The 20,505-nt window shown below is 60.5% G+C and carries 21 protein-coding genes; 14 read left to right on the plus strand and 7 right to left on the minus strand.

Translation table 11 applies throughout. From position 1 onward, the window contains the following. Positions 1–19 precede the first annotated feature (19 nt). The 4 genes from AOZ07_RS05325 to AOZ07_RS05340 all read left to right on the plus strand — a co-directional run bounded on the left by AOZ07_RS05325 (position 20) and on the right by AOZ07_RS05340 (position 4,606). Positions 20–769 carry a hypothetical protein gene (locus AOZ07_RS05325; RefSeq protein WP_060701050.1) on the plus strand — a complete coding sequence of 250 codons (750 nt, stop codon included), beginning with the start codon at positions 20–22 and terminating at the stop codon, positions 767–769. A 78-nt stretch (positions 770–847) separates the two neighbouring features. Next, a complete protein-coding gene (locus AOZ07_RS05330; protein WP_060701051.1) occupies positions 848–1,588 on the plus strand; it encodes a hypothetical protein in 741 nt (246 codons plus the stop codon). Positions 1,589–1,970: 382 nt separating this feature from the next. After that, the gene (locus AOZ07_RS05335; protein WP_060701052.1) at positions 1,971–3,758 is read left to right on the plus strand and encodes a proline--tRNA ligase; all 1,788 of its coding nucleotides are present in this window, start codon (positions 1,971–1,973) and stop codon (positions 3,756–3,758) included. Positions 3,759–3,814: 56 nt separating this feature from the next. Next, positions 3,815–4,606 carry a sulfite exporter TauE/SafE family protein gene (locus AOZ07_RS05340; RefSeq protein ID WP_060703314.1) on the plus strand — a complete coding sequence of 264 codons (792 nt, stop codon included), beginning with the start codon at positions 3,815–3,817 and terminating at the stop codon, positions 4,604–4,606. Positions 4,607–4,624: 18 nt separating this feature from the next. On the opposite strand, the gene AOZ07_RS05345 is transcribed toward AOZ07_RS05340, so the two are convergent. Together AOZ07_RS05345 and AOZ07_RS05350 are read right to left on the minus strand one after the other, a co-directional pair. Continuing rightward, a complete protein-coding gene (locus AOZ07_RS05345) occupies positions 4,625–4,966 on the minus strand; it encodes a hypothetical protein (RefSeq protein ID WP_060701053.1) in 342 nt (113 codons plus the stop codon). Positions 4,967–5,500: 534 nt separating this feature from the next. Then, positions 5,501–6,568, minus strand: coding sequence for a hypothetical protein (locus AOZ07_RS05350; protein ID WP_194943809.1), 1,068 nt, complete (start codon positions 6,566–6,568; stop codon positions 5,501–5,503). Between the two features lie 174 nt (positions 6,569–6,742). Here AOZ07_RS05350 and AOZ07_RS05355 point away from each other — a divergent pair, with 174 nt between their 5' ends. The 6 genes from AOZ07_RS05355 to AOZ07_RS05380 all read left to right on the plus strand — a co-directional run bounded on the left by AOZ07_RS05355 (position 6,743) and on the right by AOZ07_RS05380 (position 13,039). Further along, positions 6,743–7,309 carry a ribosome maturation factor RimP gene (locus AOZ07_RS05355; RefSeq protein ID WP_060701055.1) on the plus strand — a complete coding sequence of 189 codons (567 nt, stop codon included), beginning with the start codon at positions 6,743–6,745 and terminating at the stop codon, positions 7,307–7,309. A 2-nt stretch (positions 7,310–7,311) separates the two neighbouring features. Further along, entirely contained in the window at positions 7,312–8,295 is a 984-nt protein-coding gene (gene nusA, locus AOZ07_RS05360) for a transcription termination factor NusA (protein ID WP_060701056.1), read from the plus strand. A 140-nt stretch (positions 8,296–8,435) separates the two neighbouring features. Continuing rightward, a complete protein-coding gene (locus tag AOZ07_RS05365; protein WP_075972423.1) occupies positions 8,436–8,756 on the plus strand; it encodes a YlxR family protein in 321 nt (106 codons plus the stop codon). Positions 8,757–8,931: 175 nt separating this feature from the next. After that, complete coding sequence (infB, locus tag AOZ07_RS05370; protein WP_060701058.1) at positions 8,932–11,868, plus strand: translation initiation factor IF-2; 2,937 nt, start codon at positions 8,932–8,934, stop codon at positions 11,866–11,868. 101 nt (positions 11,869–11,969) lie between these two features. Continuing rightward, the gene (rbfA, locus tag AOZ07_RS05375; protein ID WP_060701059.1) at positions 11,970–12,404 is read left to right on the plus strand and encodes a 30S ribosome-binding factor RbfA; all 435 of its coding nucleotides are present in this window, start codon (positions 11,970–11,972) and stop codon (positions 12,402–12,404) included. 188 nt (positions 12,405–12,592) lie between these two features. Then, positions 12,593–13,039 carry a YdeI/OmpD-associated family protein gene (locus AOZ07_RS05380; protein WP_060701060.1) on the plus strand — a complete coding sequence of 149 codons (447 nt, stop codon included), beginning with the start codon at positions 12,593–12,595 and terminating at the stop codon, positions 13,037–13,039. Positions 13,040–13,224: 185 nt separating this feature from the next. On the opposite strand, the gene AOZ07_RS05385 is transcribed toward AOZ07_RS05380, so the two are convergent. Beyond that, positions 13,225–13,680: a MarR family winged helix-turn-helix transcriptional regulator gene (locus tag AOZ07_RS05385; RefSeq protein WP_075972424.1), complete on the minus strand. Its 456-nt coding sequence runs from the start codon at positions 13,678–13,680 to the stop codon at positions 13,225–13,227. Positions 13,681–13,742: 62 nt separating this feature from the next. Between AOZ07_RS05385 and AOZ07_RS05390 the strand changes: the two genes are divergently transcribed. Beyond that, on the plus strand, positions 13,743–14,399 hold the full coding sequence (locus AOZ07_RS05390; protein WP_060701062.1) for a maleylpyruvate isomerase family mycothiol-dependent enzyme: 657 nt from the start codon (positions 13,743–13,745) through the stop codon (positions 14,397–14,399). Between the two features lie 52 nt (positions 14,400–14,451). On the opposite strand, the gene AOZ07_RS05395 is transcribed toward AOZ07_RS05390, so the two are convergent. The 4 genes from AOZ07_RS05395 to AOZ07_RS05410 form a co-directional block, all read right to left on the minus strand. Beyond that, the gene (locus tag AOZ07_RS05395) at positions 14,452–15,951 is read right to left on the minus strand and encodes a molybdopterin-dependent oxidoreductase (protein ID WP_084793368.1); all 1,500 of its coding nucleotides are present in this window, start codon (positions 15,949–15,951) and stop codon (positions 14,452–14,454) included. Positions 15,952–16,149: 198 nt separating this feature from the next. Next, entirely contained in the window at positions 16,150–16,974 is an 825-nt protein-coding gene (locus AOZ07_RS05400; RefSeq protein WP_060701063.1) for an anti-sigma factor, read from the minus strand. Next, complete coding sequence (gene sigK / locus AOZ07_RS05405) at positions 16,974–17,555, minus strand: ECF RNA polymerase sigma factor SigK (RefSeq protein WP_060701064.1); 582 nt, start codon at positions 17,553–17,555, stop codon at positions 16,974–16,976. The genes AOZ07_RS05400 and sigK overlap by 1 nt, the downstream gene beginning before the upstream one ends. A gap of 172 nt (positions 17,556–17,727) precedes the next feature. Beyond that, a complete protein-coding gene (locus tag AOZ07_RS05410; RefSeq protein ID WP_060701065.1) occupies positions 17,728–18,390 on the minus strand; it encodes a fasciclin domain-containing protein in 663 nt (220 codons plus the stop codon). Between the two features lie 301 nt (positions 18,391–18,691). On the opposite strand from AOZ07_RS05410, the gene truB reads away from it, so the two are divergent. The 3 genes from truB to AOZ07_RS05425 are packed head-to-tail and all read left to right on the plus strand — an operon-like array spanning position 18,692 to position 20,475. Further along, positions 18,692–19,615, plus strand: coding sequence for a tRNA pseudouridine(55) synthase TruB (gene truB / locus AOZ07_RS05415; protein WP_075972425.1), 924 nt, complete (start codon positions 18,692–18,694; stop codon positions 19,613–19,615). Positions 19,616–19,633: 18 nt separating this feature from the next. After that, positions 19,634–19,996: a hypothetical protein gene (locus tag AOZ07_RS05420; protein WP_060701066.1), complete on the plus strand. Its 363-nt coding sequence runs from the start codon at positions 19,634–19,636 to the stop codon at positions 19,994–19,996. A gap of 11 nt (positions 19,997–20,007) precedes the next feature. After that, on the plus strand, positions 20,008–20,475 hold the full coding sequence (locus AOZ07_RS05425) for a hypothetical protein (protein WP_171920231.1): 468 nt from the start codon (positions 20,008–20,010) through the stop codon (positions 20,473–20,475). Positions 20,476–20,505: the final 30 nt, after the last annotated feature.

Consider the following 20,505-nt stretch of genomic DNA (forward strand, 5'->3'; position numbering starts at 1 on the left):
GACAACAAAGGAAAACTTCATGACCAAGCGATTGGTATTTTGGGCATTGCCGCTGGCGACATCGCTCGCCCTGGCTGGTTGCTCCGCCGGCTCATCTGATCAGGTGCCGAATTCATCCGAGTCCACGAGCCCATCGGACCAGCAAGGTAATGCTGATGAACCGGCTACGGGTAAAACACTAGACGCAGCGCAAGTCGAAAACATCGCCTCCAAATTGCTTGAAGGCGACCCCGCGGCGCAGGTGATCGGCAACGAACAGATGCAACCGCAGCTTTCCGCAGCCAAGAACGCCAAGGTGCCTGACGGAATCAAGCCGGAGAAATGCGCAGAACTTAACGCCAAATATACGGTCACTGACCTGACCGGCTCAGTGGCTGCCACTTCGACGAGCAGCTCCGAGCAAATGGGTAAAGTCGTGCAGATTTTTTCGTTGACTGACGAAGCCACGCGAAAAAACGTGCACGATGCACTGGCACTGGATGATCTTGAGGACTGCGAAACTGTCACCATTGAACAGGGCGGACAAGAAGTCAAGGCCCAGCGCCAGATCTTGCCGCTGGCTGTCAAAGCCGAGAGATCGTTGAGCATGTCGACCATCATGGATGCCGGTGGTGGGCAAACATTGAGTTCGGTCGCCGTTCAAGCGTTGGACGGAAACAATTTTGTTCTAGTCACCTTGCAAACGGGGTCGATGCAACCTGCAGAATTGGCGACTCAGGCAGTGGAGCTTGCAGATCAAGCGTTTGATGAAATCAAAGCGGCGCAATAGTTCCGGTATGTGGTTTTATTTCGAACGTGTTGTGTAATACTAGAGATGGCTTTTCACCATCAACGTGAGGATTACACCATGAAGAAGCAAGCTTTCTGGGTGCTGCCGATGGCGGCAGCACTCGCTTTGAGCGGTTGCGGCAGCTCGGGTAACGAATCTTCGGGTAGCTCCGACGGTTCGGGTGCTGCGCAAGAACAGTCGACTGAAACCGCGGCGCTGACCGCTGAACAGGTCTCTGCGGTGGTCAAGTCGCTAGTGGGCGATAACTCCAAGGCGCAGGTTCTGGATGGCGACACGATTAAGGCGTCATTGCCTGAATCGAAGAAATTGATTGAGCAAATGAACATCAGCCCGGAAAAGTGCGCCGAATTCGTGGCACAGCAGGGGACACAGGATCTTGAAGGCACCAACATGGCTGTCGCGATCGTCCCCGGCGAGGGCATGGAGTCCACGACGTACTCGGTGCTCGGCTACGAGGATTCAGCCAAGCTTGAGCAAGCAAAGTCCATGGCCGAAAGCAAGGATTTGCAGGGCTGCGACAAGTTCACGATGTCCATGTCGGGCCAGGAGATTTCAGCTTCGGCCAAGGTCCTTGACGCCAGCTCTGATGCCGATACCACCATTGCCACCCAGACCAGCATGACCGTTAACGGTACCGAGGTCCCGGGCGGTTCTTACCAGATGCAGGGCCTGGTCGGGGCTAATGCTGTGATGGTCGTTTACTCAGGTGGCGGAGACACATCTGAGGCAGAAGTGCTGGACAAGCTCACGGGTGAATTGAACAAGGCTGTTGCTGAAGTTAAGTCGGCAGCTAAGTAGGAACTCCCCATACGTTTGGCTCTCTCCGGTTTCCTCAAGGGACCGGCGGGAGCCTTTCGGCTTTCCTGGCCACTTCACTGCCCCTGTGTGTCGGTGGACGCGTTCGCCGAGATCTGCCATCCTCACCGTGAATCGCGGTAGTGCGGCCGGCGATTGCCTTCTGGCTGGGAAAAACCGTTTTTTGGATCGTGCAGGTCCTGATTCCTATTGGCGCTTTTCGCAACACGAGCTAGCTCGCAGCCCTTGAATTTATTGGGAAGTGGCCCGAAGCGGTAGCATTGGAATCGGTCGACTTTACGGCCGAAAACCCATTGATTTTGCATAGCTAGTCGACACCGAAAATACTTTTCGGTCGTCGACGGACGGAATAGGACGCCCCCGAGTGGTTTTGAAGCTTTCCACTACCTTCTTGCGCACCTTGCGTGAAGATCCGGTTGACGCCGAAGTCGCCAGCCACAAGCTGTTGGTACGCGCCGGTTATATCCGCCGTGCGGCCCCGGGCATCTACACCTGGTTGCCGCTGGGTTTGAAAGTCCTTGCGCGCGTTGAAGCTATTGTGCGCGAGGAAATGAACGCCATCGGCGGCCAGGAAGTGCATTTCCCTGCGCTGCTGCCGCGCGAACCATATGAGCAGACCGGCCGTTGGACTGAGTACGGTGATGGCCTGTTCCGTCTGAAGGACCGCAAAGAAGCCGACTACCTCTTGGCACCGACCCACGAGGAAATGTTCACCCTTCTGGTCAAGGACCTGTACAACTCCTACAAGGACCTGCCGGTATACCTCTACCAGATCCAGAACAAGTACCGCGACGAAGCTCGCCCGCGCGCGGGCCTGCTGCGCGGCCGCGAATTCATCATGAAGGACTCCTACTCCTTCAACATTGATGATGCCGGACTGGACGAGGCCTACATGGCTCACCGCGGTGCCTACCTGAAGATTTTCCAGCGCCTTGGCCTGGAAGTTGTTCCTGTTTTCGCCCAGGCAGGTGCCATGGGCGGTTCGAAGTCCGAAGAGTTCTTGCACCCAACCGCCATCGGCGAGGACACCTTTGTCCGCTCGCCCGGTGGCTACGCGGCCAACGTTGAAGCTGTCACCACTGTGGTGCCGGACGCCATCGACTACACAGCGGCTCCTGCCTTCGAAGTCGTCGAGACGCCTAACACCCCGACCATCGATACCCTGGTTGCGGCCGCCAATGAGCTGCGCCCCCGCCAGGATCGTGCATGGGAAGCCAAGGACACCCTGAAGAACGTGGTGCTGGCTGTCATCGATCCAGAGGGCAACCGCCACTTGGTCGTTCTTGGCGTGCCAGGCGACCGCCAGGTGGACGAGAAGCGTCTGGAAGCAACCATCGGTGTCGCCCTGGGCATCAACGGCGAGGTTTCCGTTGAGCAGGCCACCGCAGAAGACCTCAAGAGCCACCCGGAGATCGTCACCGGTTACCTGGGCCCAGCTCTTGGACTGGACCAGCAGCTGCTGGGCAAGGAAACTGAAGGCGGAATCACCTACCTGGTTGATCCACGCGTGGTTTCCGGCAGCACCTGGATCACCGGCGCCAACGAGCACGGCAAGCACGTCTTTGGCCTGGTAGCCAGGCGCGACTTCGCTTTTGATGGAACCATCGAAGCGGTCAACGTCCTCGAAGGCGATCCGGCACCGGATGGCTCCGGCCCGCTGCGCACCGAGCGCGGTATCGAAATGGGACACATCTTCCAGCTTGGCCGCAAGTATGCCAAGGCACTGGATCTGAAGGTGCTGGACCAGAACGGCAAGCTGCAGGTTGTCACCATGGGTTCCTACGGCATCGGTGTCACCCGCGCTGTGGCTGCCCTGGCTGAGGCTTACCACGATGAGAACGGTCTGGCCTGGCCTAAGCAGATCGCGCCGGCCGACGTGCACATTGTTGTCACCGGCAAGGGGGCAGAGATGCTCGAGGCCGCTGAAAAGCTGGCTGCCGAACTTGAAGCTTCGGGCCAGGATGTCATCCTTGACGACCGTCCAAAGCTTTCGGCGGGCGTGAAGTTCTCGGATGCCGAGCTGATCGGCATTCCAACCATCGTGGTTGTTGGCCGTGGCTTGGCTGATGGCGTGGTTGAGGTCAAGGACCGAGCCACCGGCGAACGCCGCGACGTCAAGGTCGAGGATGTTGTTGAAGAGCTGACTGCCTGAGCGCCTTGAAAATAACTGAATAGGGGAGTAGCGCGGTGCAAGAGATAGTGGAATTCCTGTCCGTCAACGGTGAACCCGTATCCTTCTGGCCCTTGGCCCTGCTTTTACTGGCAGCCTTGGGGGCGGGATGGATCGACGCGGTAGTTGGCGGCGGAGGCCTAATTCAATTGCCCGCGCTGCTTCTTTTTCCCGGAATTACCCCGGTTCAAGCGCTGGCCACCAATAAACTGGGGTCGATCTTTGGCACCACTACCAGTGCCATTACCTACTACCGGCGGACCAGCCCGGACTTGAAAACCGCGATACCGATGGCGCTGACAGCACTAATCGGTGCTTTTGGCGGGGCGGCCCTGGCTACATTGCTGCCTTCTGAAGCAATCAAGCCGATCATTATCGCCGCGTTGATTGCGGTTCTGCTATTCACGATTTTTAAGCCAAAAGCCGGAGAGCTTTCCCGCCTTCGCTACACCGGGCACCAGCACTATCTCAGGGCTATCTTGATCGGCCTGATTATCGGTGGCTATGACGGCATGGTTGGCCCGGGCACCGGCTCTTTCCTGATCATTGCCATGGTGACAGTTCTTGGCTACAACTTCTTGCAATCCTCTGCAAAGGCCAAAATCGTCAACTTGTGCACGAATCTCGGCGCCTTGCTGTTGTTCGTCCCTACCGGACATGTGCTGGTCGGCCTGGGAGTGGCCATGGGCGTGATGAACATGATCGGTGGCTACCTTGGAGCACGCATGGCCATCTCCAAGGGCAGTGCATTTATTCGCATCGTATTTGTCGTCGTAGTCAGCGCGCTAATCGTCAAGCTCGGTGCAGACATGATTTTTGCCGGACAGTGAGCCGGGAAAGCGCCCGCTCTAGACGGTGGGCGAGGTAGAGGCCTCGACGGTCGTATAACCTGCGTGGTGCCTCACGTGCTGTGGCTCAATGGCATGGACTACCGAGCTGGCTGTCATCTGGTCAATGCGGAATGTCAAGAAACTCGACCGCGATGCCGAGCGGTACAGCTCCCCAATGCTGGTGTTCTGCGGCAGCGGATCAACAACTTGCAGGTCAGTGCAGCCAATGGACACATACATGAACCACAGGTCGCCATTCTCTGGATCGGTGGTGGCAACCAGTACCGGTGGCTGGTGCGCGGCGACGAGGGACATGACATCGCTGAGCTGTTCGTCTTGCTGCGCGATGACGATAGGCATTCCCTGTACCCAACCGTGAGCGCTGAGCTGGGCGCGACCTTGCCTCGAACTGATGATTTCGCTGACTTGTTGCGCAATTCTTGATCGCACAAATCGACCTGGCATTATCCATCCTCCTGTGTACGAAGTTGTAACGAGTGTCTGGATCCCCATGCTGATGCCTCGATACGGACTTTTTCTCCCTGGCTAAATGGGGGAGTCAAATCTCGAACCTCCGGCACTTGATTTCACCATAGCTGTTTATTGGATGAATTGCGAGGGGCGAATGTCTGGAGAGAATTTGCGTAATTTTTATTTTTCGCATGAACCGGCAATGCGCCGTCCTATTCGACGCGGAATGCGGGCCTGGGTGGAGTGGAAAATCGTAGGTTGGCTTGGTGGTTCACCTTCGATATTCCGTCACGCCGGTGGTCGAATTTGTTCGGATTTAATCCTGTTCATTCCTCGACGTATGAAGCAGAAAAATACCGTTGTGATTATTTTGTAATACGGACGTCAGTGCCAGCGTGAAAGGAATCCCGCATGCTCACAGGGTCAGTTAACGCCCGTTCCGGATTCCAGGATGCGCTGATCCGAAGTGGCAGCCGAGGGGCCGCTGAGTACCTCATACGCCAGTGTTGCGATGCGCTTCCCAGCTTCTCCATCGGCGTTGCCCGCTGCGGTGACCAGAGCCCGGTCAAAGTCTTCTTGCGCGTTGGCAACGACTTTGTCCAGGTCCTCCAGCCCGTTTTCGGGCAGGGCATAGGCTGGCTGGCGCAGATCGCCGCATTTCTGGTCGACCACCGATCGCAGGCTGTTTAGCTGCTTGCCCAGCGCGGTGCGTTGTTCTTCAATTCCGTCAACTTGCGAGGACGTGCCACGTGCCGCGTGCAGCTGGAGGACAAAGTCCAATGCGTAGCCACGATCCAATGCGCGGGCAACGGCGACCGGTTCAAAGTCGTCCGGTTCACCGGCCTTGCCGGCCGGATCAAGCAAATCCGGGGAAGGCAAGCAGCCGACCTGATCGGAATTGCCCTCGTCTGCTGAACTGCTCAGCGGCTTGGCGAGATTGGGAGCGTCTTTCTCGTCGAGGGCTTCCAGGGCATCGCGCGCGTCAAAGTTCGTTTGGAACGCGATCTGCGCGAGCAACTCATTGCGTTCCATGGACGGATCCTCAAAAGCGGGCATCGAAGCGGAGAAATTCGCTACGTCCTGCACCAGGGCTTCAACCAGTTCGGGGGAGTAGCTTTGCGCAACCGGCGCGGGAGACTCTTCTTCGAATTGCAATTCGCCAAGCAGGGCAGCGCCCTGGGACAAGGAGGTTCCCAGGATCGCGAGCGCTTCGGATTCCTGGCCTTGGGCCAGTTCGGCCAGCTTGTTGGCCCGCGCAGCCAGATCGGCCAACGTGGCGCCTTGAACCCACATGGTGCGTTCGTCGTCGGATGCATCTTTGACTTGTTCCGGCAGCCCGTGATCGACCAATGCGCCATGGAACAAGGTACTGCCGATTCCCCACGTCACGGCAACCGCCACTGCTCCCGCCAGTGCAGGAGCGATCCAGCCCGGTGCGCGGTGCGCTGTTGTCTTCCTGCGGCGGGAATTATGAGGAGAATTTTCAGCCATAGCGATTCGATCATGCCATGATCGGCCGGTGATTTCAGGCAATAGTGGTGTTGCGCGCCACCAGTGAAAGAAAAAGTGCGTGAGTTCTTTCACCTGAGACGGTTTGGCAGTTCTCAACGAGCGAAAGGCACTATACGCTTAAAGGACAACATCGAATAGCGTGGGAGGATATCCATGACCGGAATGCCGGCCGATACCGAACAGGAAGCGCAGCGACTGACTGCATTGCTTTCCAAGGAAGTAGAATCCCACGGGCTTCTCTTAGAAGAAGTCGCTTTGCGCCCTTCCGGCAAGCAGATGATCGTTCAGATCATCGTCGACAAGGCCGACGGCCGCGATTCGGTGAATCTCGATGAACTCGGTGAAGTAACCACCACCATCTCCAATGCACTGGACAAAGATGCTGCCTACGCATCCGCAGATCCATATGAACTTGAAGTGAGCTCGCCTGGCCTCTCCCGCCCGCTGACGGCGCATCGCCACTGGGTGCGAGCCATCAACCGCATGGTCAAAATCTCGCTCAGCGATGGAACCAAGCTGCGCGGACGCCTGCTTGAAGTCAACGATGCTGATGTCCTGGTTGCCGAGCACCGCGAGCCGGCCAAAAAAGGCATGAAGTCCAAGGTTCTTGACCCGGCCCTCCATGCTTTTGAAAATATCCGTAAAGCTGTTGTCGATCCAGAACTGAACTTCGATGACGCACTATTAGACACCGTTGATTCTGAAGATTTGGAGGGCTAAGCGTGGATATTGATCTCAACGCACTGCGCATTCTGGAAAAAGACCGCGACATCCCCATGGATGTCCTGATTCCGACCATCGAGTCGGCGTTGCTGCTGGCCTACAACAAGACCGAAGGCGCTATGCCGGGGGCTCGCGCCCACATTGAGCGCAGCACCGGCCATGTAGCCATCATGGTGGAGGACCGCGACAACGCTGGTGTTCTGCTCGGCGAATTCGATGACACTCCACACGGTTTTGGCCGCATTGCCGCCTCGACCGCACGCCAGGTCATCATGCAGCGACTGCGCGAAGCCGAGGACGCACAGGTTGTCGGGGAATTCTCCGCACGCGTGGGCACCTTGATCTCCGGCGTGATCCAGCAGGGCTACTCGGCGCATATGGTGCAGGTGAAGATCGGCGACCTCGAGGCGCTGCTGCCACCGGTTGAGCAGTCCCCAGGCGAGAAGTACATTCACGGCAATCGCCTTCGTGCCTTCGTAGTTTCCGCCGAGCGCGGCAACAAGGGGCCGGCAGTGACGCTGTCGCGTTCGCACCCGGGCATGGTGCGACTGCTGTTCGAAATGGAAGTTCCAGAAATCGCCGACGGCACCGTTGTTGTCGAGGCGCTGGCACGCGAGGCCGGACACCGCACCAAGATCGCCGTGCGGGCCACCAAGCCTGGCGTTAACGCCAAGGGCGCTTGCATTGGCGAAATGGGCACCCGAGTGCGCGCCGTGATGAACGAACTGAACGACGAGAAGATCGACATCGTTGACTACAACGAGGATCCAGCGAAGTTCATCGCAGCGGCCCTGTCGCCGTCCAAGGTTGTCTCGGTGGAGATCCTGGATGAGGCCGAACGCCGTGCCCGCGTAGTGGTTCCCGACTCCCAGCTGTCGCTGGCTATCGGCAAGGAAGGGCAGAACGCCCGCCTGGCCGCCAAGCTGACCGGCTGGCGCATTGACATCCTGGCGGCCTCCGGTGGCAAGGAGCCACAGCTCTAAAGCTGCTGTTCCAGGAAAATCTGGTCGAGCGAACGGCAGCCTGGCGCTGTGTGAGCCACAACTCATGCGCGCTATGGCTGCCAAACGCGCTAGACTAGTAGTTGGCTCGCATAACTAGGGAAGGTGGCGACGGCGCTCGCATGAAGCTGCATCAGCAACGAACGTGCATTGGCTGTCGAACTGTTACCGGTAAAAACGAGCTGCTCCGTTGGGTTCTCAAGGAAGGCGCATCACCGCGTGTGGTGAGCCTGGACCTGCAGGGTTCTGCCTTTGGGCGAGGAACCTGGACCCACGGTACAGAAAAGTGTGTGCGGCAAGCTGTACAGCGAAAAGCGTTCGCGAGGACCTTCCGGTCCGCCGTGGACGATTCGCAGGTTGTGCAGGAATTCGCCGCATACGAAGATCAGCTGGCAGCACGCCAGCAATCTGGCAAACATGATGAAAGCGGGTCAGAAATCTGATGGCAACCCGATGAGTCGGCAATGTTGAGCGCACAACGATGAATTATCAGTTCTGCGTGATCCACCGTGCGACGGAAGAATTTCACGAATTACACAGCTGATTTGCCAGACCTCCTGATTAAAGATTTTTCTTTGAAGCTGGGGTTTGAGCAGATCACATCAATACAGGAGAGATGTGGCTAAACCCCGCGTTCACGAGCTCGCCAAAGAGCTCGGAATCACTTCAAAAGAAGCACTAACCAAATTGCAGGACATGGGCGAATTCGTTCGCTCGGCATCCTCGACCGTTGAACCTCCAGTAGCGCGCAAGCTGCGCGACGCCTTCCCAGGTTCCAACAATGCGGCAGCTGCCAAGCCGGCAGCAGCAAAGCCAGCAACCCCGAGTGCGCCAAAGCCGGCTTCCAAGCCAGCGGCAACCCCGGCTGCAAGCTCTGCAGCAAAGCCTGCCGCCAAGCCGGCAGCAGCAACCCCGGCACCGTCCCAGCCGGCCGCCCCTGCGGCACCGGCAGCGAAGGCCACCCCGGGTGCACCACTGCCCGGCGCAGCACCAAAGCCAGGCAGCAAGCCAGCACCAAAGCCAGGGGCACCACGTCCAGGCAACAACCCGTTCTCATCCCAGCAGGGCATGCGTTCGACTGACTCCGGTGAACGTCGTGGCCAGAACCGCGATGGCAACCGCGCACCACGTCCGGGCGCACCGCGCCCAGGCGGCCCACGTCCAGGCAACAACCCGTTCTCCTCCCAGCAGGGAATGCGCGGCGAAGGCGGCCAGGGCGGCCCGCGTCCACCGCGTGACGGCCAGCGCGGCCCGCGTCCAGCAGGACAGGGCCAGGGCGGTCCACGTCCACCACGCGATGCCCAGGGCGGTCCACGTCCAGCACGCGACGGCCAGCGCAGCCCGCGTCCAGCAGGCCAGGGCGGCCCACGCCCAGCCGGCCAGGGTGGTCCACGCCCAGCTGGTGCAGGTGCCGGCGGTCCACGTCCAGGCGCAGGCGCTGGCGCTGGAACCACTGCCACCCCGCGCATGATGCCTAACCGCACTGATCGTCCAGCACCAGCCGGTGGCGGACGTCCAGGTGCCGGTGGCGGCGGACGCGGTCGCCCAGGTGGCGGCGGTGGCAACGGCGGCGGCGGTACCGGTGGCGGCTTCCGCCCAGGTGCACCTCGTGGTCGCGGTGGCGTTGGCGGTGCTTTCGGCAAGGGAGGCGCCGGCCGCGGCAAGCAGCGCAAGTCCAAGCGTGCAAAGCGCCAGGAATTGGAGCAGATGAGTGTTCCAAGCCTGGGCGGTGTGAACGTACCTCGCGGTACCGGCGACACCGAGATCCGTCTGCGCCGTGGTGCTTCGATCACCGACTTCGCTGACAAGATCGGCGCCAACCCGGCAGCACTGGTCACCGTGCTGTTCCACCTCGGCGAAATGGCTACGGCCACCCAGTCCCTGGACGAGGCAACCTTCGAAGTGCTCGGCGAAGAGCTGGGCTACAAGGTTTCGGTCGTCTCCCCGGAGGACGAGGACAAGGAACTGCTCGAAGGCTTCGGCCTGGACCTGGATGCCGAACTTGAGGCTGAAGGCGAAGACGTGCTCGAAGAGCGCGCCCCAGTCATCACCATCATGGGCCACGTCGACCACGGTAAGACCCGACTGCTGGATGCTATCCGCAAGTCGAACGTTATCGAGGGCGAGCACGGCGGCATCACCCAGCACATCGGTGCCTACCAGATCAACCACACCCATGAGGGCCGCGAGCGCGCGATGACATTCATCGATACCCCGGGCCACGAGGCGTTCACCGCCATGCGTGCCCGTGGTGCCGAGGTCACCGACGTGGCCGTGCTGGTCGTTGCAGCGGACGACGGCGTGATGCCGCAGACCGTGGAAGCACTGAACCACGCACAGGCTGCTGGCGTGCCGATCATCGTCGCAGTGAACAAGGTCGACAAGGAAGGCGCCAACCCTGACAAGGTCATGGGCCAGCTGACCGAGTACGGCCTGGTTCCCGAGGAATACGGTGGCGACACCATGTTCGTGAAGGTTTCGGCACTGCAGAAGCAGGGTATCGACGATCTGCTCGACGCCGTCCTGCTGACTTCCGACGTGCTGGAACTGAAGGCCAACCCGGACAAGTCCGCTCGTGGTGTAGCCATTGAAGCGAACCTGGACAAGGGCCGCGGTTCGGTGGTTACCGTTCTGGTTCAGTCCGGTACCCTGTGCGTTGGCGACACCATGGTGGTGGGCACCGCCCACGGCCGAGTGCGTGCAATGTTCAACGAAAACGGCGAGAACCTGGACGTGGCACTGCCTTCGCGCCCGGTTCAGGTACTGGGCATGTCCTCGGTGCCTCGCGCCGGCGACGGCTTCCTGATCACCGAAGACGAGCGCACCGCCCGTCAGATCGCTGACAAGCGCGAAACCGCAGAGCGCAACGCCATGCTGGCCAAGCGCCGCAAGCGCATCACGCTGGAAGACTTCGACAAGGCCGTTGCAGATGGCAAGATCGATACCCTGAACCTGATCCTGAAGGGTGACGCTTCGGGTGCTGTTGAAGCGCTGGAAGACTCGCTGATGAAGATCGAGGTTGGCGACGACGTTCAGCTGCGCGTGATCCACCGCGGCGTGGGTGCTATCACCCAGAACGACGTCAACCTGGCTACCGTGGACAACGCCATCATCATTGGCTTCAACGTCCGCCCAGCCGAGCGCGTGTCTGAACTGGCTGACAAAGAAGGCGTGGATATGCGCTTCTACTCGGTCATCTACTCCGCAATCGACGACATCGAAGCTGCGCTCAAGGGCATGCTCAAGCCGGAATACGAAGAAGTGGCCCTCGGTACCGCCGAGATCCGCATGGTCTTCCGTTCCTCGAAGTTCGGCAACATTGCCGGTTCGATCATCCGCTCGGGCAGCATCAAGCGCAATTCCAAGGCGCGCCTGGTACGCGACGGCAACGTCGTGGGCGACAACCTGTCGATTGACTCGCTGCGCCGCGAAAAGGACGATGTCACCGAGGTCCGCGAGGGCTTCGAATGCGGCATCGGCCTGGGGTCGTTCAACGACATCAAGGAAGGCGACATCATCGAGACCTTCGAGATGCGCGAAAAGCCACGCGACTAATTGCCCATCAGCAATTAGCAGTGTGACTCACTGATTCGTGGGCGTTTGACCGATAGGCTTTGGTCAAGCGCCCACGAGTTTTGAACCATTAGGAGAAAACCATGGCTGATTCAGCCCGCGCCGCACGCCTGGCCAAGCGCGTGCAGGTCCTCATGGCCCAGTCGCTGCGCAATGTCATCAAGGACGAGCGCATCGACAATGTCACCGTGACCGATGCCCGCGTCACCAACGACCTGCAGCACGCCACGGTGTACTACACCGTCTTCGGCGATGACGAGATGAAGAAAGACGTCGCTGCCATGCTCGAGAAGCGTGGCGGTGCACTGCGCAAGGAATTGGGCCGCAATCTGACCATTCGCCTGACCCCGACGCTGGCTTTCGTTGCTGACGAAATCCCCGAGGGTGCCTCGCACCTGGAGGAGCTGCTGGCCAAGGCCCGCGAAAAGGACGCCGAGGTTGCGGCGCTGCGCGAAGGCAAGGACTTCGCCGGTGACCAGGACCCGTACAAGAAGGACGAAGACGCCGAAGAAGCCTAAAGGCTTCTGGGCTGAACCCTTCCCGAGCCAGCGCCCCGGACAACACGCATCGCGTGCTGGCCGGGGCGTTGTGCTTTAAGCCCGGTTCCCCTCATAGCGAAGCGGTAATCCCGGCAAGGGGCTGGTCGCCGGGCAGGCCGTGGGATAGCGTGGTCAGAAACCGCCGGATCCGACCAAAGGTGCCGCACATGCCAGAATTCACTACAACGCTCAGCGCCACTGGCGGGAACAACGTGGGCATCGTCGTTCCCGATGACATCGTGCTTGGATTCGGCCGTGGCAAACGCGTCCCGGTCGTCGTATGCATTGACGGGGACTACACCTACCGGAACAGCATTTCTTCCATGCATGGACAGTTCCTTATTTCCTTCAACGCGGAAACCAGGGCGGCCACGGGCAAGGGCGCGGGCGACGAAGTCACGGTCAACCTCGAACTGGACGAAGAGCCGCGGACAGTCGAAGTACCTGAACCGCTGGCCGTGCTGCTCTCCGCGGAGCCAGAGCTCCTTGAAGCCTGGAACAAGCTGTCCTACAGCAAGCAGCGAGGCCACGTGGATCCCATCGTGGCAGCCCGCGGCGAGGACACCAGGACGCGCCGGGTCGAGAAGGTCATCAAGGCGCTGCGCAGCCAATAGCCCGCAACGCGAAGTGGAGGTCCCGCGGCGACCTGGTCCACGTGGCCAAGGCGCTGGGGCGAAATGCTCTCCGGTTCGCGCGCGAGCCTCGGGAGCTTCAAGGGCACCGGGCAAGCAAAGGGCCGTTGATCACGGTTGCAGGGGAAGTGGCCGGACAGCGCAGAAATCCTGCAGCACGTGGAATCCTAGTCTGCTCCTGGCTGATGCCGATCCAGGTGCGGGCGCAAGCTTTCCAGGATTCTCTTCAAGTGCGCGAAGTCTGCGGCGCCGATCAGCTGCGACCAGCGGTGCTCGATGCCTCGTTCAATATCGCGTGCGGCTTGCTGGGCGGCATGGCCCCGATCGGTCAGCAGCACTCGTTGGGCACGCGCATCCTGGGGGTCTGGCTGGCTCTGCACCAGGCCAGAGCTTTTCAGCTCCTTGAGCAGATAGGCCGCGCTTTGCTTGGTGATTCCAGCGGCGTCTGCCAGGTCGGTCAGCCGGCTGCCCTGTTGGGCGATGCGCGCGGCTAGCCGGCCCTGCGCCATAGTGAATTGGAATCCTTGTTCATGCAGCTCAGCGGCGATTTCTTCTTCGAAGGCCCGTTGCGCGATGAACAGAAGCGTTCCAACCGATATTTCCTCGGGCGATTCCATTGACATAGTAGTCAGAATAGCTGACTATTTAGTCAGAGTCACTGACTACTTTGGAAGGTGCGTGAGTGATGAACAAGGGGCGGATCTGGGAAACCGTCATTGAGCAGCGGCTGCAGCTTGCAGGAATTCTGCGCAGGCTGGATCCCGAGCAATGGGCAACGCCATCACTTTGTGTCGGGTGGACGGTGCAAGACGTGGCCGCACACATGATCAGTGCTCCGCAGCTGGGCCCCGCCGCCATCCTGAAGCTGATGCCGCAAATGCTGCGCTACGGCTACAACGGGACGACGCTGCATGACGGGCAGCGGCGTGGACGGGCCGGGGCTGCATCCATACTCAGCCAATTCGATCGCTTTGCCACGGTGCCTCGCGGACCGGCCGTGGTGAGCATGCGCGAAACCCTGACCGATTCCTTGGTGCATTTCCAGGACATCGGTCGCCCCTTGTCCATTGAGCACGACATGCCGCTGGACGCCGCGGTGGAGGTCGCACGCCGGTTGGCGCACACGGGACTTCTGCTCGGAAGCCGCCCCATGCTCAAATCCCTGCGCATGGTGGCAACTGACGCTGATTACAGCCAGGGCAGCGGCGATGAGATCTCCGGCCCCATCGCCGAACTGGTCATGCTGCGGGCCGGACGGGCACCGCGCTGGGAGCTGCTGCAAGGACCAGGAGTTGACGTGGCCCGCGAAAAGTGGCTCGCTCGTCGTCCGTCCGAAACCTAGCGAAGACCGCAGGCTGCTGGCGCCGGCGGAACGACCCTGGACATCGACGAGGTCATTCCACCGAGAACTGCACCTGATGCCAGCCGCTGGCACCATTAGGTACCGGATTGGCCCTGTCACTGGTCTGCAATTCTCCGGATGCGTCGTAGGCCCGCACCCGGCCAGTGTGCATTCCGGGGCGTGCCCCGGACCAGACATGGCGCCACTGCCGCCAGGTATCCAAGGTGGCCTCTTCAGCCAGTTGCGCATCTTCCCACGGGCCATCATCGATCTGCACCTGCACCCGCGAAATGCCCCGGGTCTGGGCCCAAGCCGTTCCGCCAAGCACGACCTCTCCCGAAGGGACCTTGGCAAAGGACCGCGGGGTATCGATTCGCGAGGACATCTTGATGGGGCCGCGTTCTGACCATCCGCGCGTGGTCCAGTAGGCGGTTTTGTCCTGGAACCTCGTCACTTCCAAATCGACCACCCATTTGGTGGCCGAGACGTAGCCATAAAGTCCGGGAACCACCATGCGCACCGGGAAGCCGTGCTCGAACGGCAATGGCTCGCCGTTCATGCCCACGGCCAGCAGGGCCATCCGGTCATCGGTCAGGACTTCCAGGGGCGTGGACGCGCTGAATCCGTCATGGGAGGTGGACAGGACCATATCGGCTCCGGCTTGCGGAGCTGCCCGTTCCAAGAGCTTGCGCAGCGGATAGCCCAGCCACTTGGCATTGCCAATCAGATCGCCGCCCACCGGGTTGGAAACGCAGGTCAACGTGAGATAGGTTTCCACGAGTTCTTCGGCCATCAGCTCGTCGAAGTTCAGCGTGAATTCGTTCTCCACCATGCCGTGGATGCGCAGGGACCACTGGGATGGATCAATCTGGGGTACCGACAGCGCGGTGTCGATCCGGTAGAAATCCGGGTTGGGAGTGATGAAGCGCGGCATGCCAGGCTCGTCAATCTGGACGCCTTGGGGCAGATCCTTGACCTTGGTGCGGGCCGCTGGCAGCCTCAGCGCCTTGCGGGCAGCGGCAGCCATGTTGCGGGTTGCCGACAACGACGTGGAAACGCCGGTGGCCAGGGCCGCAGCAGCAAGCGACGCTGCCGAGCCCAGCAGGAAGTTCCTGCGGCTGGTGCCAGCGGCAGGGGCATTGTTGGAGCTTGCACCCGCTGGCGATCCCGGGGCCGCAGCGCCGGCCAGATTGGTGAGCCAACGCAGAATCCCGATGCCGGCAATGGCACCGAGCACTGTCGGAACTATATCGAGGGCGCCGGTTGACGCACGAGCTGCCACAGCGCTGCCCAACACGACGGCGAGGGCCACGATGACGGTGCAGGCCCAGGCAAAACTCCGTTTGGCCAGCACTCCGATCAGGGCAGCCAGCAGTGTTGCCACAATGCCGATAGAGACGAACAATGCGAGCTTGTCATTAGTGCCGAAGGTCGCGATGGCGAAGTCCTTGAGCCATGGCGGAGTCAAATCGATGATGGCCGAGCCCAGCGCGAAGAACGGCGAGGAAGCGCTGCTGAGGAACGCCGAGGCAAACTGTGCAACGGCAAACATGACTGCTGCCGAACAGAACCCGGCAATTGCGTGAAAAACAAGGACCTTGCTGCTGGCCTTCTTCGGAATACCCACTGCTACTCACCTCATGCGTTGCGATCCATGTTCCCCTGCGGTGTGCAGGGGAACAACCACTCACAGTGTTTTCGGAACAGCCAATGAAATGGATTGGATTCGGCTACAAGAATTCCTGCCGGATCACAGCGACTGGACCATGATCGGCTCCGTGGTCGGGGCAGGCGAGCCCGTCGCTGGCTCCACAGAGATCCCGAAATGGGTCATTCCCTTCATGGGGTCGGAAACCAGCATCATGCCGTTGGCATTGCTGCCGTCAAGCATTCCTGCCGAAACCGCTCCGTCAGAAGAAATCAGCCACAGCTCGTACCCCTTGTCGCTGGGCAGGCTCGGCATCCCGGAGGTCGACACTGCCATGAGCCCTTCACCCGCCGAATAGGAAAGGGTGATCCGGGCACCGTCTTCCAGGGTCTGCGTCTTGGACTGGGTGTCGGGGGCGCTGATGATCCTGGCCAGCTCTTCTTGATGGGCAGCCATGGCTGCCATCTGGCTTTCCAGTTCGCGCTGCTCGGAATTCTGGTTGATGGCCAAGCCGCCCAGGGCTACCGCAGCCAACAGCAGGACGCCGGCGGCCAGGGCGAAGAACCGTTGAGTTCCGCGGCCCCCGCCATGTTCAACCGTGCCCGGTGGAACAGAGGGCCCGGATTCCTGTTCAGCCGCCGGAGGGGCATCCGCTGCTGGCGCGCTGTCCTCGACGGAGGAAATATCTTCCACCGGTTCCAGCTGCTTGGTTTGGCGAATGGCGTCCATGACGCTGTTCTTGAGCCGTGCCGGGGGAGCGACGGGCGCGGCCGCCAGGCCGAGCAGCCCGGCGGTTTCCTGCAGGGCGTCCAGTTCCCCGCGTGCTTGCGGGGAAGGCTCTTGGCCATGCAGGAGCTCCTCGCGCTCCTTGTCTCCCAGAGCGTCCAGGGCGAAGCTGTTGGCCAGCTCATTCTCATGCTTATCCATCACGCTACTCCCATCAGTTCTCGAAGTTTGTTCATTCCATCGCGTATTCGCGTTTTAGCTGTTCCCACCGGGATCTTCAGCAGTTCCGCGACTTCCGTGTGCGTGTACCCGCCAAAGTATGCAAGGTGTATGGCCTCGCGTTGGGCCTGGTTGAGACGTTGCAGCGCCTGGACTGCGCGGAGGGACTCATCGTGCAGGATGGCGTTTTCTTCGACATCGTCGTAGCTGTCCTGGAATTCCTTGATTCCAATGCGCAAGTCCCGATCCTGGCTCGCTTGGCTCGATCGGACCCGATCCACCGCCCGGCGATGGGCAATGGTCAAAAGCCAGGAAGCAGCGCTGCCGCGCACGGGATCAAAGCGCCGTGCGTGTTGCCAAGCTTCGACGAAAACTTCCTGGGTGACCTCTTCGCTCTGCGCGTTGTCCCTGAGCACCCGCAAAACCAGTCCGAAAACCCGGGATGCCATGGCATCGTAGAGCAACTCGAAGGCGGCTTCTTGCCCCAGCGCGACCTGTTGCATCAGGGCGTCTGGTGTCTGCACAGTGTCGTCTTCCTTCGCATCGAGCCTATTTGAACTCATGAATCTAAGGGTCTCACGCATCTGTGTCATTCTGCTTGTCTCCTGTGGCGTGGCGTTTTGCGTATTGCAATGGCCAAGGCACGAAGAACCCGCTTCACCGTCAACGGTGATGCCTGGAGCACACACCAAGCATCATCGTTGACGGTTGCCCGCGGCCTTCCGGGTGTGGAAGCTACTTCTTTGCCGGAGGCATCAGGACCGTGTCCACCAGGTACACGGTCGCGTTGGCAGTCTGCACTCCGCCGCAGATCACCGATGCACCGTTGACTTCGAGATCATCACCGCTGCCGGTGACCTCAACATCCCCGCCCTGGACGGTGGTGAGCTTTCCGGAAAGATCCTCTGGAGCAATTTGGCCGGGGACCACATGGTAGGTCAAGATGCTGGTCAGGGTGTCGGCATCCTTGGCGACGGCAGCAAGATCATCCTTGGGGATCGCGGCGAACGCATCATCAACCGGTGCGAAAACCGTGAATTCGCCACCGTTGAGGGTGTCCACCAGGTCCACATCCGGGTTGAGCTTGCCGGAGACGGCTGCGGTCAAGGTAGTCAGCAGCGGGTTGTTCGATGCTGCTACGGCCACAGGGTCCTGTGCCATTCCGGCGACCGAACCATCACCTGTCGGGACGGCTTCGGCGTAGGCGGCGCAGCCGGATCCAACGAGATTGCCGGCTGGATCCATGGCTGATTCGCTGGCCATCGGGGAGCTGGATTCCGAGGTGGATGCCATTGGCGATTCCATGGTTTCCGAACCGGTGGAGCAGGCGCTGAGTCCCATGGCGGCGGCCGCGATGATCCCGAAAGCCCCAGCGACCTTGCTGTATGTGCGCTTCATGATGTTCTCCTTGCTTCGCCGCGACAGTCGTCGTCGGTCCTTCTCCCGTCCGAGCGGAGCGGGTTCTCATGAAGCATTCGGGGCACAGGCCCAAGCGGATTGGAATCTCCTGGAACTACTTATAAAAAGTGTCCCCTGAACCGCGCAGTGCCAGAGGGGAAGACCGCAACTGCGATGAGTTTCCGTCGCCTGGGCGCAGGCCTGGCGCCTCAGGTGCCATGGCAGCGAACGGCACGTGGGATCGGCCACGCTTGCAACCAGTGGCAGGCTAATTTCCGGCCGAAGCCATATACTGGAAAGCGTGAGTAAAGCCGGGCAGAACACTGAAGAGCAGGCCTCGGGCCTCGTATTAGTCGACAAAGATCAGGGAATGACCTCCCACGATGTGGTAGGACGCATCCGGCGGCTTGCTGGCACCCGCAAGGTGGGCCACGCTGGGACCCTGGATCCGATGGCCACAGGCGTTCTGGTGATCGGCGTCAACAAGGCGACCCGGCTGCTGACCTACATTGTCGGCCACGACAAGACGTACACCGCCACAATCCGCCTGGGCCAGAACACCGTCACCGACGATGCCGAAGGCGAGATCATTTCCGAGCGCATTGCCGCGGCCGTCTCGGACGAAGACATTGAACGCGAAGTGGCCAAGCTGCGCGGTGAAATCGAGCAGGTCCCAAGCCAGGTCTCGGCCATCAAGGTGGACGGCAAGCGCTCCTATGCGCGGGTGCGCGCCGGCGAGCAGGTCGAGCTCAAGTCCCGCCCGGTCACCATCTCGCGCTTCGACATCCACGAAATCCGCCGCGAGAACGGCGGCAAGATTCTCGACGTGGACGTCACTGTTTCATGCTCATCCGGCACCTACATTCGTGCCCTGGCACGCGACCTGGGCGAAGCCCTGGACGTGGGCGGCCACCTGACTGCTCTGCGCCGGACCGAGGTGGGCCCATACAAGATCGAGCTCACCCGTACGCTCGAACAGCTGGCAGAGGAATTTGCCATGCTGCCTATCGAGAAGGCCGCCGCTGCCTTGTTCCCCAACCGGACGGTCAGCGTGGATGAAGCAATCGAGCTGTCATTTGGCCGAACCATCCCGGCCTCGCACCTGGATATGGAGATCGAGCCGGGGCAGACTGTCGCGGCGTTCGCGCCCAACGGCGTGCTGGTGGCTTTGCTGGAGGACAAGGGCGACAAAGCTCGCACTGCCCTCGTATTCACCGCGAAGTAATCCCGAAAGGACGAGCCGTTGTTTGCCTTGAACGGATTTTTTATTGCTGGCGCAGTGATCTGCGCGCTGGCCCTTGTGGTGGCCGTGGTCGCTACGGCGATCCGGAAGCATCCAGATGATTGGGCACTGATCGGTGCCGCCTGCACCGAGGTTTTTCTGGTGGTCTACGGCATTGCCGCGGCGATCAGGCAAGGGGCCGGCAACGCGGTGCAGGGCGACCCGTGGGAATTCTGGGGATATCTGGTCACTGCATTGGTCATGCCACCGGTAGCGTTCTTCTGGGCAATCAGCGAAAAGAGCCGCTGGTCCAATGCGGTTCTTGGCGCTTCGGCACTGGTCACTTTCATCATGCTGTTCCGCATGGAACAGATCTGGCACTAGGAGTTAAAGCCATGGGCGACAAGCCACGCAACTCGCGCATCCTTCAAGCCGCAGAAGCGCGCTCGGGAGGCAAAGCACCCAAGCCAAGCCGGTCCACCGGTCTGGGACGGGTCATCATCGCCGTGTATGGCATCTTGGCCCTGGCCGCCACGGTCCGCGGCGTGTATCAGATCGCGAGCAAATTCGATGAAGCTCCCGTGGCGTATACGCTGTCCTTGATTTCGGGATTGATCTACATTTTGGCGACCTTCTCCTTGTCTTCTGCCAAGCCGAAGGCCTGGCTGCTGTCCTTGTGGGCAGTGAGCATCGAGCTTGCCGGCGTAATCGTCGTGGGTATTTTGTCGCTCACGCATCCGGAAATCTTTGCCCACCCCTCGGTGTGGAGCGGATTCGGGGAAGGCTACGGGTACATTCCGCTGGTACTTCCGATTGTCGGCTTGTGGTGGCTTTACCGTAACCGCAGTGAGCGTCGCGCCTAAAGACGTGTAAGAATTGCCTCGGCGGGTTTC

It is taken from the genome of Glutamicibacter halophytocola (genome assembly GCF_001302565.1).
GTDB classification, from domain to species: domain Bacteria; phylum Actinomycetota; class Actinomycetes; order Actinomycetales; family Micrococcaceae; genus Glutamicibacter; species Glutamicibacter halophytocola.

Excerpts from the sequence above, each read along its gene's own strand:
- AOZ07_RS05325 (WP_060701050.1), top strand. The coding sequence starts at position 20 with ATGACCAAGCGATTGGTATTTTGGGCATTGCCGCTGGCGACATCGCTC.
- AOZ07_RS05330 (WP_060701051.1), top strand. The coding sequence starts at position 848 with ATGAAGAAGCAAGCTTTCTGGGTGCTGCCGATGGCGGCAGCACTCGCT.
- AOZ07_RS05345 (WP_060701053.1), bottom strand. The coding sequence starts at position 4,966 with ATGCCTATCGTCATCGCGCAGCAAGACGAACAGCTCAGCGATGTCATG.
- AOZ07_RS05350 (WP_194943809.1), bottom strand. The coding sequence starts at position 6,568 with ATGGCTGAAAATTCTCCTCATAATTCCCGCCGCAGGAAGACAACAGCG.
- AOZ07_RS05355 (WP_060701055.1), top strand. The coding sequence starts at position 6,743 with ATGACCGGAATGCCGGCCGATACCGAACAGGAAGCGCAGCGACTGACT.
- AOZ07_RS05365 (WP_075972423.1), top strand. The coding sequence starts at position 8,436 with ATGAAGCTGCATCAGCAACGAACGTGCATTGGCTGTCGAACTGTTACC.
- rbfA (WP_060701059.1), top strand. The coding sequence starts at position 11,970 with ATGGCTGATTCAGCCCGCGCCGCACGCCTGGCCAAGCGCGTGCAGGTC.
- AOZ07_RS05380 (WP_060701060.1), top strand. The coding sequence starts at position 12,593 with ATGCCAGAATTCACTACAACGCTCAGCGCCACTGGCGGGAACAACGTG.
- AOZ07_RS05385 (WP_075972424.1), bottom strand. The coding sequence starts at position 13,680 with ATGTCAATGGAATCGCCCGAGGAAATATCGGTTGGAACGCTTCTGTTC.
- AOZ07_RS05390 (WP_060701062.1), top strand. The coding sequence starts at position 13,743 with ATGAACAAGGGGCGGATCTGGGAAACCGTCATTGAGCAGCGGCTGCAG.
- AOZ07_RS05395 (WP_084793368.1), bottom strand. The coding sequence starts at position 15,951 with ATGTTTGCCGTTGCACAGTTTGCCTCGGCGTTCCTCAGCAGCGCTTCC.
- AOZ07_RS05400 (WP_060701063.1), bottom strand. The coding sequence starts at position 16,974 with ATGGATAAGCATGAGAATGAGCTGGCCAACAGCTTCGCCCTGGACGCT.
- sigK (WP_060701064.1), bottom strand. The coding sequence starts at position 17,555 with ATGAGTTCAAATAGGCTCGATGCGAAGGAAGACGACACTGTGCAGACA.
- AOZ07_RS05410 (WP_060701065.1), bottom strand. The coding sequence starts at position 18,390 with ATGAAGCGCACATACAGCAAGGTCGCTGGGGCTTTCGGGATCATCGCG.
- AOZ07_RS05425 (WP_171920231.1), top strand. The coding sequence starts at position 20,008 with ATGGGCGACAAGCCACGCAACTCGCGCATCCTTCAAGCCGCAGAAGCG.